Origin of the sequence: Pseudomonas sp. (assembly GCF_050739655.1) — a bacterium.
Lineage (GTDB): Bacteria > Pseudomonadota > Gammaproteobacteria > Pseudomonadales > Pseudomonadaceae > Aquipseudomonas.
The window spans coordinates 1-11,594 of record NZ_JBOIBY010000553.1 but is presented as its reverse complement, the minus strand read 5'-3'; the positions used below and the strand labels follow the sequence as shown (position 1 = coordinate 11,594).

Sequence of the window (11,594 nt, the reverse complement as noted above, 5' to 3'; positions counted from 1 at the left end):
CGTCATCGTTAACGTTTTTCGCGAGCAAGCTCGCTCCTACAGTTCTTAAGCCCGCCCATCACTCCCATCGATATTCACAATCGCCACGATTGCCTTCCGCCCCACCACCGTCAGCGTAGGATCAGTTTCAACCCAACACGAAACCCTGTAGCGGAGGGTCGAATCATGCTGATCCATCTCCTGACCTGTCTGGCCCTGACGGCCTTCACGTTGAGCGTATTTGGCTGGTTCGTAATTTCCGAGGAGCGCACGTCATGATCAACGAAGTCACCCTGGCCGTGAGCTTTCCGGTGTTCGGCAACAACTACTACTCGCAGCAATTCGAGTCCCGTAAGGTATTGACCCTGGCTTTCAACGAAAAATTCTCAGACCTGTTGATTCCGGCAGCCGGTCATCACTTCAATAACGAAGTGGTCGGGCTCAACGATCAGTTCCGCTTTCTCAATGACATTCTGGCCGAGCATTTGCTGGAGATCGAAATGGCTCAAAATGCCCCACGCTCGTCGCGCTCATTGAGTTTTTAAAAGCGTTTTATCTTCTGCCGGTGCACACACATCACGCAGGCAGGTGCGTAGCCAACGGTGTACCGGATCGGCATCCAGCCGTGGATGCCAGAGCATGGCCACCGTGAACGGCGGCATCGTCACCGGCAGCACGAAGCTATACATGCCGGATCGCAGGCTGGCGGAGTGGCGTTCGGGCACACTGGCAATCAGGTCAGTGGATCTTGCCAGCGCCAGCGCCGTCGAGAAGCCGCCAACGATCGTCGCGATCTTCCGCTCCAGCCCCAGCAACGCCAAAGCTTCGTCAATTGGACCTTTGTCCTGCCCTCTTCGCGATACGCTGATGTGGCTACCAGCCGCATAGCGCGCGGCCGATATATCGCCCTCACACAGCGGATGCCCCGAGCGCACCACGCCAATGAAGCGGTCGCGGAACAGGCCTTGGGTGCGCAGTTCAGGCCCAGTCGCTTTGCCAACGACACCCGTTTCCAGATCGACCGTCCCTTCACGCAACGCATCGCTGTCTTTGTCGACTTTGTGCAACCAGCGTAGCCGCACACCCGGCGCTTGCACGGCGACACGGTCAATCAGCGCCGCACCAAAGTTTTCGACGAAACCTTCGCTGGTGCGCAGGGTGAAGGTACGTGTCAGCTGCGTAAGGTCCGGCTGCTCGGCCGGACGCAATACCGCTTCGGTGTCCTGCACCAACTGACGAACCCGGTCGCGCAGTTCAATCGCCCGAGGTGTGGGCACCAGGCTGCGTCCCGCCCTCACCAGCAGCGGATCACCCGTGGTCTCGCGCAAGCGCGCCAGCGCTCGGCTCATCGCTGACGGGCTCAAGCGCAGGCGCTTGGCGGCGCGCGCCACGCTGCCTTCTGCCAGCAGTACATCCAGCGTCACCAACAAATTGAAATCGGGAGTGGACATGTAGCGCCCCAGCTAGTTGAGATGGCGTTTGGTGCATGTAATCAGTGCAATCGGTGCGTCTTCCGCCATGTTAGGTGCCGGCGTAGCTTTGCGATAGCTCCAATCGGGAGTGAGCAAACGTGAGGACACCTATGAACGCCGGAACCGCAAACCCTGAAACTGCGCAACAGGCGTCGTTCGTGAAATGGGCCTTGGCCAGTCTGTCGTTGTCGATGCTGTTGTCTTCGCTCGGCACCAGCATTGCCAATGTCGGGTTGCCAACGCTGACCCGGGTATTCGACGCTTCCTTTCAACAGGTGCAGTGGGTGGTCCTTGCGTACTTGCTGGCCATTACCACGTTGATTGTCAGTGTCGGCCGGCTTGGCGATCTCATCGGGCGGCGGCGCCTGTTGTTGTCCGGTATTGGTTTGTTCACGCTGGCTTCGGTTTTGTGCGGCCTGGCACCGAGCCTTGAACTGCTGATAGGTGCGCGGGCGCTGCAAGGTCTGGGTGCGGCAATCATGATGGCGCTGACCATGGCATTTGTCGGTGAAACCGTGAGCAAGGAGAAGACCGGCCGCGCCATGGGGCTTCTAGGAACCATGTCGGCCATTGGCACGGCCCTGGGACCGTCGATGGGCGGTTTGCTGATTGGCCAGTTCGGCTGGCGGGCGATGTTCCTGATCACGGTGCCTTTAGGGCTGCTGACCTTGCTGCTCGCACTGCGCCATTTGCCCGCCGATCAGCGCAATTCAAACGCATCACGGGCCCTGTTTGATCCGCTGGGCACCCTGTTTCTTGTCCTTACCCTCAGCGCCTATGCGCTGGCCATGACCCTTGGACACGGGCAGTTCGGCCCGTTGAATATCACGCTGCTGTTGGCCACTTGCCTGGGTGGCGGACTGTTTGTGTGGATTGAGAAGCGCGTGGCTGCGCCATTGATTCGTCCGGCGATGTTCCGTGACCCGCAATTGAGTGGCAGCCTCGCCATGAGCCTGCTGGTGACGACGGTGATGATGGCGACCCTTGTGGTCGGGCCGTTCTACCTCGCGCAAGGCCTTGGGTTGAACGCTGTCGAGGTTGGATTGGTAATGTCTGTCGGGCCGCTGGTCGCGGCGTTGACGGGTGTGCCCGCCGGGCGAATGACCGATCGATTCGGTGCGCAAACCATGACGTTCAGCGGACTTATCGCCATCGCGCTCGGCTGTTTCCTGCTGTCGGTATTGCCAAGCCGCTACGGCCTGGGCGGCTACATGGTTCCGATAGTGGTCATCACCCTGGGTTATGCCGTGTTCCAGACCGCCAACAACACTGCGGTCATGGCCGAGGTGCAGGCTGATCGACGTGGTGTGGTGTCCGGTTTACTCAACCTGTCACGCAATCTGGGCCTGATCACCGGTGCATCGGTATTGGGGGCGGTGTTTGGCATTACTTCGGCGAGTGCCGATATCAGCACCGCGCAACCCGAGGCAATTGCCAGCGGCATGCGCATGACCTTTACCGTTGCCTTGGCGTTGATGGGTGTTGCCTGCCTGATTGCGCTGGGCGGCCGGGCATTGGTCACGAAACAGGAACAAGGTTGAACAGCGCCGAGCCCACCTGCAGGCGGGCTGACGCCAACTCAGATGCTTACTGCTCCACTTTCAACAGCGGTACGTCTTTCTTGACGATGTAGGTTGCCAGTTCCGAAGCCTTGTCTTTACCGACGTTCGTCGCCTTATGCACGGTGCCAGCCGGGATGTACAAGGAATCACCGGCCTTGAGCGTGACATTTGGCTGGCCTTGAATCTCGTACTCAAACGTCCCTGAAATCACGTGGGCGACTTCGACACCAGGATGAGAGTGTTTTGGCGACACGACACCCGGATCGAAATCGACGAGCACTTGAATCACCTCCCGCCCTTCTACATCGAGGTCGCGATGAATCAGATCGGTACGCTTGATGCCGGTTTGCCAGTTCTTGGCGGGTGCCTGGCCGGCATCGGCGGCAGCTTTGGTCTCCTGGGCTTGAGACAGACCTGCGAATGCGGTGAGTGCCGCGGCGACGATGGCGACGCCGAGCAGGCTGGCGGCGTTGGTTTTGTTGTTTCGGGACATCGCAATTCTCCAATGAGCGCGGGGTAAATGTGCGCGAGATGTTGTGCGGCAGCGCCGTTGTGCGGCAGCCCCATTACGCAGCCCTCGTGTATCGGGTTCGTGTCCCATCAGAGGTGTTTTTGTATGTGCAAGTAGCTTGCGCGGAAGCTGATACGTTGAGATACACGGGTGTAGCCGTCTGCAGATTTAATGAACCCAGCCCATGAGCATCCGCCTAACTGGACGCGATCAGCCTGACAAAACGCAGAGCATTGACGATCATCGCCAGCAAGCCGGCTCCTACGGATTTGTGTCGTACCCAATCTCACCAAGCACCCACACCCCTGTAGGAGCTGTCGAGTGCAACGAGGCTGCGATCTTTTGATTTCCAGAATGGCCGAAGCACCGGATTTGTATCGCTGTGTAGCTTTCCCCTGGCAAGCTACACAGTCATACACAACCCTCGGTTCATGACACACACCACCTACATAAGGATGAAAAAGTGGGCCGCACTTGAGGCAAGTGCTCAAGCACCCAAATTCTTTTGCAGGAACCCCCATGATCAATCAAATCGAAACCGTGCTGTACACCGGCAAGACTGTCACCACCGGCGGTCGTCAAGGCGAGTCGCGCAGCGACGACGGGCGTCTGGACATCAAGCTTTCTGCGCCGGGCTCTTCAGGTAGCGGCACCAATCCTGAGCAACTGTTGGGTGCCGGTTGGTCGGCCTGTTTCATCGGCGCGCTGGGCAAAGCCGCCTCTGCGTTGCAGGTGAATCTGCCGGCTGACGTCAGCGTCGCGACCGAAATAGACCTGGGCAAGACCGATAACGCGTTTTTCCTCCAGGCGCGTCTGAACGTCAGCCTGCCGCGCGTTGACCCCACGCTGGCCCGCACGCTGGTGGACGCAGCCCATCAGACGTGCCCGTACTCCAAGGCCACCCGAGGCAACATCGACGTTACGATCAATCTGGTTTGATGGGATAGCGCCAGCGACAACGGCGCTTTTGGAAAGCCAGACAAACAAATGCCCCGACACTCCGGGGCATTTGATCTTGGCAGACTGAATGTATGCAGCTGCACAAGTAGGCTTCGAGAGCCATTGTAGGCGGCCAGTGCTGGTCTCTGGCTTACGAGGTTTCTCAGGACTCTCACAGAAACAGCTATATGCGCTGTCCTGCTTCACACGGCATAAGGGCTGGATCTCAGCGCGGAGATCTTTCTAACCGTGTACCCTTCGGAGCGCGCCCCACGCGTCCTCGCTATCCGCTTGCGCATCAGTCTGCGTTTTCGCCTACAACTTCAGAGTAGCAAAACGTTCAGCGCGTGGGTCGGTGTTTTTAGACCGATTTCGTTCTTCGGCCGGTGCTGCAAAACCCAAAAATGCTATCGCATCCCGGACCAATGTAATCGTATTACCGCCATTACAAACTGCGCTGGCTATTGCCGATGCCCTTGGCAATATCAATCCCCCAATCCATCGCCGCCTCCATGTCGAGCATGTGCGGCTTGGGGTCGTGATTTTCGTCGATCACCGAGCCGTCCGGCCGGTAGACGCCGATGAACATTCCAAGCGATCCATCTTTAAGAATTTCGGCTTTGACCCGGATGCTGCATCCGTTCGATAGCGTTTCCTTGTGTTCCAGATGGCGCTCAGTCATTGCTGTTTTCCTCCCGACGGCTGTACTCGAACCTAACTGGAAAGGCTAGCTCAACCCCTCGAATTCGCAGGTCCGGGTGCCGAATCTGACAGCAGCTAAATGCCACCTATACTTCAGGCCACCGCCCCCCTTGGGGTCTGCACATCCAACAATAAAAAGCAGAGGTGGTAAATGGTCTGGCAGCAAATCTACGATCCGTTCAACAACCCGCTAATTTCAACCCTCCTGGCCGCCGTCCCGGTGGTGGTGATGCTCGCAGCCCTCGCGTTCTTCCACGTCAAGGCTCACTTGGCGGCACTGCTCGCATTGGGTTCGGCGCTATTGATTGCCATCTTCGCTTTCGGCATGCCCGCCAACATGGCCGGTTCCGCTGCGTTGTACGGAGCGGCCAACGGTCTGTTGCCGATCGGCTGGATCGTGTTGAACATCATCTTTTTGCACCGGCTCACCACCGAGAACGGCTCGTTCAAAGTGCTGCAGGATTCCCTGGCGCGGATCACCGATGACCGACGCCTGCAGTTGCTGCTGATCGCTTTCTGCTTCGGCGCATTCTTCGAAGGTGCGGCGGGTTTCGGTACGCCGGTGGCGGTGACCGGGGCGATTTTGATCGGGCTGGGCTTCTCGCCGCTGGCCGCCTCGGGCCTGGCGCTGATCGCCAACACCGCCCCCGTGGCATTCGGTGCCCTGGGTACGCCGATCATCACCCTGGCCAAAGTCACCGGGCTGGATGAAATGGAACTGTCGATGATGGTCGGTCGGCAACTGCCATTCTTCTCGGTGATCGTGCCGTTCTGGCTGATCTGGGCCTTCGCCGGTTGGCGCAAGATGCTGGAAATCTGGCCGGCGATCCTCGTCACCGGTGTCAGTTTTGCGGTTCCGCAATTCATCGTCTCCAACTATCACGGACCGATGCTGGTGGACGTGATTGCCGCGCTGATTTCCATGGCGTGCCTGACGGGCTTCCTCAAGGTCTGGAAACCAGCCACCGTGCACACGTCCGCCGCACTGACCGGGCGGGTCGACGATTCGAAGATCGACGCCGAATATGAATCCAAAACCACGCCATCCGCCGCCTTCTCCAGTGACTCGAAGAAAGCCGTGATGCGCGCGTGGATGCCGTGGATCATCCTCACCATCTTCGTCTTCGCCTGGGGCACCCAGAACTTCAAGAACATGTTCGATACCCGCCCGGCGATCGATCCGGCCACCAGCGCCGCCAAGCTCGACCCGCAGGGCAAACCGCTGCGCGAAGCCAACCCGGTTTTCGCCCCGGTCCTGACCTTCACCACCATTCACCAGCAGATCGAGAAGGTCCCACCGGTGGTGCCCGCGCCGAAAGTCGAAGAAGCGGTGTACAAATTCACCTGGTTCACCGCGACCGGTAGCGGCATCCTGCTGGCAGCGATTGTCGGTGGATTGTTGATGGGCTACTCGATCCCGCAACTGATCCATCAGTACCTGCGAACCCTTTGGGTAGTGCGCTATTCACTGATCACCATCACCGCAATGCTCGCCCTGGGCTTCCTCACGCGATATTCGGGGCTGGACGCGACCATGGGCCTGGCCTTTGCCGCGACGGGGATTTTCTACCCGATGTTCGGCACCTTGCTTGGTTGGCTCGGCGTGGCGCTGACGGGCTCGGACACCGCCTCCAACGTGCTGTTCGGCGGTTTGCAACGGGTCACCGCCGAGCAATTGGGCCTGAGTCCGGTGTTGATGGCCGCCGCCAACAGTTCTGGCGGGGTCATGGGCAAGATGGTCGATGCGCAGTCGATCGTGGTCGCCTCAACGGCCACCCGCTGGTATGGCCATGAAGGGGAGATTCTGCGCTACGTGTTCTTCCACTCGATCATCCTGGCGATCCTGGTCGGCGGGCTGGTGACGCTGCAAGCATATGTCGCACCGTTCAGTCATATGGTGGTGGGCGGACATTGAATCCAGTGACAGCCTATCTCTGCTAAACCTTGATCACGCCCGGGTTCATCGTCCGGGCGTGGTGTTTTGTAGACTCCAGTCAGACCTCACATAACAACAAGACGAGGGTCGTACGCCAATGAACATTCTCTACGATGAACGCGTTGACGGCGCGTTGCCCAGCGTCGATAAAGCCGCGCTGTTGCAAGCCCTGCACACGCAGATGCCCGACCTGGAAATCCTGCACCAGCAGGAAGAACTCAAGCCATACGAATGCGACGGGCTTTCCGCCTACCGCACCACGCCGATGCTGGTGGTGTTGCCCCGTGACATCGCGCAGGTGCAAGGGGTGCTGCGCCTGTGTCATGAGCGGCGGGTGTCGGTGGTCGCCCGTGGTGCCGGGACCGGTTTGTCCGGCGGTGCATTGCCGTTGGAAAAAGGCGTGCTGCTGGTGATGGCGCGCTTCAACCAGATCCTGCAGATCGACCCCGCCGCCCGTACCGCACGGGTTCAGCCAGGCGTGCGCAACCTGGCGATTTCCCAGGCCGCCGCGCCGTATGGCTTGTACTACGCGCCTGATCCTTCTTCGCAAATCGCCTGCTCCATCGGCGGCAACGTCGCGGAAAACGCCGGTGGCGTGCACTGCCTGAAATACGGGCTGACCGTGCATAACCTGCTCAAGGTCGACATCCTGACCGTCGATGGCGAACACCTGACCCTGGGCTGCGATGCCCTCGATTCCCCGGGCCTCGATCTGCTGGCACTGTTCACCGGCTCCGAAGGCATGCTCGGGGTGATCACCGAAGTGACGGTCAAATTACTGCCCAAACCCCAGTCCGCCAAGGTGCTGCTGGCGGCGTTCGATTCGGTGGAAAAGGCCGGCCGCGCCGTAGGCGACATCATTGCTGCCGGGATCATTCCCGGAGGCCTGGAAATGATGGACAACCTGGCGATCCGCGCCGCTGAAGACTTCATCCACGCCGGTTATCCGGTGGAGGCCGAGGCGATTCTGTTGTGCGAACTCGACGGCGTTGAGGCCGACGTGCACGACGACTGCAACCGCGTGCGACAAGTGCTCGAACAGGCCGGTGCCACCGAAGTGCGCCTGGCCAAGGACGAGGCCGAACGCGTGCGGTTCTGGGCCGGTCGCAAGAATGCATTCCCGGCTGTAGGTCGGCTGTCACCGGACTATTACTGCATGGATGGCACCATCCCGCGCCGCGAACTGCCCGGCGTCCTCAAGGCGATTGCCGAGCTCTCCAACGAATATGGCTTGCGGGTGGCCAACGTATTTCACGCTGGTGACGGCAATATGCACCCGCTGATTCTGTTCGATGCCAACCAACCCGGTGAACTGGATCGCGCCGAAGCCCTGGGTGGCAAGATCCTGGAGCTGTGTGTGAAGGTGGGCGGCAGCATTACCGGTGAACACGGTGTGGGTCGCGAAAAGATCAATCAGATGTGCGCGCAGTTCAACAGTGATGAGCTGACCCTGTTCCATGCGGTCAAGGCAGCGTTCGATCCCAGCGGCCTGCTCAACCCCGGCAAGAACATCCCGACCCTGCACCGCTGCGCCGAATTTGGCGCGATGCACGTGCACGCAGGGCAATTGCCCTTCCCTGACCTGGAGCGCTTCTGATGCACGATCCAGTCGATATGGATGACAGCGCGGCGCTGCTGGAGCAGGTCAACCGGGCGCTGCAAAATGCCACACCGTTGCGCCTGCAGGGTGCCAACACCAAGGCGTTTCTCGGCCGCATGACCGCGGGAGAAATACTCGACACCCGTTCGCACCGAGGCATCGTCAGCTACGACCCGACCGAATTGGTGATCACGGTGCGCTGCGGCACGCCTATGGCCGAACTCAAGCAAGTACTGGACGCTGCGCAGCAGATGTTGCCCTGTGAACCGCCCTCCTTCGGCGATGACGCCACCGTGGGCGGCATGATCGCCTGCGGGCTGTCGGGACCGCGTCGGCCGTGGTCCGGCTCGGTCCGCGATTTCGTCCTGGGCACACGGGTGATAACTGGCCTGGGCAAGCATTTGCGCTTCGGTGGCGAGGTGATGAAAAACGTCGCCGGCTACGACCTGTCGCGGCTGATGGCCGGCAGTTACGGCACCTTGGGCCTGATCACGGAAGTGTCGCTCAAGGTCCTGCCAAAACCTCGGAAAGCCTTGAGTATCAGCCTGGAAATGAACACCGAACGCGCCCTGTTGCGCCTGGCGGAATGGGGCCAGCAACCTTTGCCGATCAGCGCCGCGTGCCATGACGGTGAGCGCCTGCACTTGCGGCTCGAAGGCGGCGAAGGCTCGGTGACGGCGGCCCATGACCGTTTGGGCGGTGAACACCTGGAATCGACTTACTGGGCCGATCTCAACGAACAGCGCTTGAGCTTCTTCGACGAGGACCAGCCGCTGTGGCGTCTGTCCCTGCCGAACAACACACCGCGCCTGTCCCTGCCGGGCCGGCAACTGATCGACTGGGGCGGCGCCCAGCGCTGGCTCAAATCCGACGCCCAGGCGTCGTTCATTCGCCAGGTGGTCCGCGAGGCTGGCGGGCACGTGACCTGCTACAGCCACGGTTTCACCGATAGTCCGTTCCAGCCATTGCCCGATGCACTGATGCGTTATCACCGCAACCTCAAGCAGCAACTCGATCCCCAAGGCATTTTCAATCCCGGACGCCTGTACGCGGAGTTTTGAACCATGCAGACCACCTTGAGTGAAAACGCCCGCCGACTGCCCCGTGCAGCAGAAGCCGACAGTATCCTGCGCACTTGCGTGCACTGCGGTTTCTGCAATGCCACCTGCCCGACCTATCAACTGCTGGGCGATGAACTGGACGGGCCGCGAGGGCGCATCTATCTGATCAAGCAAGTGCTGGAAGGCAATGAGGTCTCGCAGAAAACCCAGCAACATCTGGATCGCTGCCTGTCGTGCCGCAATTGCGAAACCACCTGCCCTTCGGGCGTCGACTACCACAACTTGCTGGACATCGGCCGGGCCGTCGTCGATGCGGCAGTGCCGCGCCCCCTCGGCCAGCGTCTGCTGCGTGAAGGGCTGCGCACGCTGGTGCCGCATCCGGAGCTGTTCAAAGGCCTGGTAAACAGCGGCCAGATGTTCCGGGCGTTGCTGCCCGGTGCACTGCAAAGCAAGTTGCCGCGCAGCACGCCAGTGACCAAGGAGCGCCCCGCCACCCACCATGCCCGCCACGTACTGATGCTTGAAGGCTGCGTGCAACCGGGGTTGTCTCCCAATACCAATGTCGCCGCCGCGCGCGTCCTCGATCGACTGGGCATCAGCGTCACACCCGCTCGCGAAGCCGGTTGTTGCGGCGCCGTGGATTATCACCTCGACGCCCAGGCCTCGGGCCTTGATCGCGCCCGGCACAACATCGACGCCTGGTGGCCGAGCATTGAAAAAGGCGCCGAAGCCATCGTGCAGACCGCCAGCGGTTGCGGTGCCTTTATCAAGGACTACGGGCATCTGCTGGAGCGCGACCCGGCCTATGCCGACAAGGCCAAAAGAGTGAGTGCCTTGGCCAAGGATCTGGTCGAAGTGTTGCGTGACGAACCGCTGGAACAGCTCGGCATTCACAACGCTCGACGCGTGGCCTTCCATTGCCCCTGCACCCTGCAGCATGCGCAAAAACTCGGAGGCGCGGTCGAAGCGTTGCTGATGCGCCTGGGGTTCAACCTGACGACCGTACCCGACGGCCATCTGTGCTGCGGTTCGGCGGGCACTTACTCGTTGACCCAGCCGGAACTTTCTCGGCAATTGCGCGACAACAGGATGAATGCCCTGGAAAGCGGTTATCCCGAAATCATTGTCACGGCCAACATTGGCTGCCAGTCACACTTGGACGGCGCGGGCCGAACCCCGGTCCGGCACTGGATTGAACTGGTCGAAGACGCCCTTTCCCAATAGCCCACGGAGAATTTTTATGCAGAGCAAAGCCATCCTGAGCCAGGCTGAAGTCAGCCAGATCCTCACTGCGGCACGTACCGAAGCCCAGAACAATCAATGGCCGGTGACCATTGTGGTGGTCGATGACGGCGGCCATCCCCTGGCGCTCGAACGCCTCGACGGCGCCTCGCCCATCAGTGCCTACATCGCCACCGAAAAGGCCCGCACCTCAGCGTTGGGGCGCCGCGAGTCCAAAGGCTATGAAGAAATGGTCAATGGTGGCCGCACCGCGTTTTTGTCGGCACCACTGCTGACGTCGCTCGAAGGTGGTGTGCCGATCATTGTCGGCGGCCAGGTGATTGGCGCGGTCGGGGTTTCCGGGGTCAAGGCAGAGCAGGATGCGCAAGTGGCGAAAGCCGGGGCGCAGTGTCTAAAGTGAACCAACAAGCACCACAGATCCCCTGTAGGAGCGAGCTTGCTCGCGAAAAACGTTAACGATGACGCGAGCATCTTGAATGATCGCGGCGTCTACAGGTTTTTCGCGAGCAAGCTCGCTCCTACAGGGGATCTGTGGTGCTTGTTGGTTCACTTTAGACACTGCGCCCCGGCTTTCGCCACTTGCGCATCCT

Annotated in this window: 11 protein-coding genes; 8 read left to right on the top strand and 3 right to left on the bottom strand. The window is 60.3% G+C overall.

Annotated elements, in window-relative coordinates:
* Positions 1 to 254 precede the first annotated feature (254 nt).
* On the top strand, positions 255 to 524 hold the full coding sequence (locus tag ACRESJ_RS26525) for a hypothetical protein (protein WP_431760515.1): 270 nt from the start codon (positions 255 to 257) through the stop codon (positions 522 to 524).
* On the opposite strand, the gene ACRESJ_RS26520 is transcribed toward ACRESJ_RS26525, so the two are convergent.
* Positions 510 to 1,430, bottom strand: a complete 921-nt coding sequence (locus tag ACRESJ_RS26520; protein WP_431760514.1) for a LysR family transcriptional regulator — start codon at positions 1,428 to 1,430, stop codon at positions 510 to 512. The genes ACRESJ_RS26525 and ACRESJ_RS26520 overlap by 15 nt on opposite strands.
* A gap of 131 nt (positions 1,431 to 1,561) precedes the next feature.
* Here ACRESJ_RS26520 and ACRESJ_RS26515 point away from each other — a divergent pair, with 131 nt between their 5' ends.
* The gene (locus ACRESJ_RS26515) at positions 1,562 to 2,992 is read left to right on the top strand and encodes an MFS transporter (protein WP_431760513.1); all 1,431 of its coding nucleotides are present in this window, start codon (positions 1,562 to 1,564) and stop codon (positions 2,990 to 2,992) included.
* Positions 2,993 to 3,038: 46 nt separating this feature from the next.
* Here ACRESJ_RS26515 and ACRESJ_RS26510 read toward each other — a convergent pair whose 3' ends face one another.
* Entirely contained in the window at positions 3,039 to 3,506 is a 468-nt protein-coding gene (locus ACRESJ_RS26510; RefSeq protein ID WP_431760512.1) for a cupin domain-containing protein, read from the bottom strand.
* A 537-nt stretch (positions 3,507 to 4,043) separates the two neighbouring features.
* Here ACRESJ_RS26510 and ACRESJ_RS26505 point away from each other — a divergent pair.
* The gene (locus tag ACRESJ_RS26505) at positions 4,044 to 4,463 is read left to right on the top strand and encodes an organic hydroperoxide resistance protein (RefSeq protein WP_431760511.1); all 420 of its coding nucleotides are present in this window, start codon (positions 4,044 to 4,046) and stop codon (positions 4,461 to 4,463) included.
* A gap of 445 nt (positions 4,464 to 4,908) precedes the next feature.
* Here the strand turns inward: ACRESJ_RS26505 and ACRESJ_RS26500 are convergent, their stop codons facing one another.
* The gene (locus ACRESJ_RS26500; protein ID WP_431760510.1) at positions 4,909 to 5,145 is read right to left on the bottom strand and encodes a hypothetical protein; all 237 of its coding nucleotides are present in this window, start codon (positions 5,143 to 5,145) and stop codon (positions 4,909 to 4,911) included.
* 171 nt (positions 5,146 to 5,316) lie between these two features.
* Here ACRESJ_RS26500 and ACRESJ_RS26495 point away from each other — a divergent pair, with 171 nt between their 5' ends.
* From ACRESJ_RS26495 to ACRESJ_RS26475, 5 genes are all read left to right on the top strand, one after another.
* On the top strand, positions 5,317 to 7,080 hold the full coding sequence (locus tag ACRESJ_RS26495) for an L-lactate permease (protein ID WP_431760509.1): 1,764 nt from the start codon (positions 5,317 to 5,319) through the stop codon (positions 7,078 to 7,080).
* A 118-nt stretch (positions 7,081 to 7,198) separates the two neighbouring features.
* The gene (glcD, locus tag ACRESJ_RS26490) at positions 7,199 to 8,698 is read left to right on the top strand and encodes a glycolate oxidase subunit GlcD (protein ID WP_431760508.1); all 1,500 of its coding nucleotides are present in this window, start codon (positions 7,199 to 7,201) and stop codon (positions 8,696 to 8,698) included.
* Complete coding sequence (gene glcE / locus ACRESJ_RS26485) at positions 8,698 to 9,762, top strand: glycolate oxidase subunit GlcE (protein WP_431760507.1); 1,065 nt, start codon at positions 8,698 to 8,700, stop codon at positions 9,760 to 9,762. The genes glcD and glcE overlap by 1 nt, the downstream gene beginning before the upstream one ends.
* Positions 9,763 to 9,765: 3 nt before the next feature.
* A complete protein-coding gene (glcF, locus tag ACRESJ_RS26480) occupies positions 9,766 to 10,986 on the top strand; it encodes a glycolate oxidase subunit GlcF (protein WP_431760506.1) in 1,221 nt (406 codons plus the stop codon).
* Between the two features lie 16 nt (positions 10,987 to 11,002).
* Positions 11,003 to 11,404: a heme-binding protein gene (locus ACRESJ_RS26475; protein WP_431760505.1), complete on the top strand. Its 402-nt coding sequence runs from the start codon at positions 11,003 to 11,005 to the stop codon at positions 11,402 to 11,404.
* The last annotated feature ends 190 nt before the right edge of the window (positions 11,405 to 11,594 follow it).

Excerpts from the sequence above, each read along its gene's own strand:
- ACRESJ_RS26495 (WP_431760509.1), top strand. The coding sequence starts at position 5,317 with ATGGTCTGGCAGCAAATCTACGATCCGTTCAACAACCCGCTAATTTCA.
- ACRESJ_RS26515 (WP_431760513.1), top strand. The coding sequence starts at position 1,562 with ATGAACGCCGGAACCGCAAACCCTGAAACTGCGCAACAGGCGTCGTTC.
- ACRESJ_RS26500 (WP_431760510.1), bottom strand. The coding sequence starts at position 5,145 with ATGACTGAGCGCCATCTGGAACACAAGGAAACGCTATCGAACGGATGC.
- ACRESJ_RS26510 (WP_431760512.1), bottom strand. The coding sequence starts at position 3,506 with ATGTCCCGAAACAACAAAACCAACGCCGCCAGCCTGCTCGGCGTCGCC.
- ACRESJ_RS26475 (WP_431760505.1), top strand. The coding sequence starts at position 11,003 with ATGCAGAGCAAAGCCATCCTGAGCCAGGCTGAAGTCAGCCAGATCCTC.
- ACRESJ_RS26520 (WP_431760514.1), bottom strand. The coding sequence starts at position 1,430 with ATGTCCACTCCCGATTTCAATTTGTTGGTGACGCTGGATGTACTGCTG.
- glcE (WP_431760507.1), top strand. The coding sequence starts at position 8,698 with ATGCACGATCCAGTCGATATGGATGACAGCGCGGCGCTGCTGGAGCAG.
- ACRESJ_RS26505 (WP_431760511.1), top strand. The coding sequence starts at position 4,044 with ATGATCAATCAAATCGAAACCGTGCTGTACACCGGCAAGACTGTCACC.
- glcD (WP_431760508.1), top strand. The coding sequence starts at position 7,199 with ATGAACATTCTCTACGATGAACGCGTTGACGGCGCGTTGCCCAGCGTC.
- ACRESJ_RS26525 (WP_431760515.1), top strand. The coding sequence starts at position 255 with ATGATCAACGAAGTCACCCTGGCCGTGAGCTTTCCGGTGTTCGGCAAC.
- glcF (WP_431760506.1), top strand. The coding sequence starts at position 9,766 with ATGCAGACCACCTTGAGTGAAAACGCCCGCCGACTGCCCCGTGCAGCA.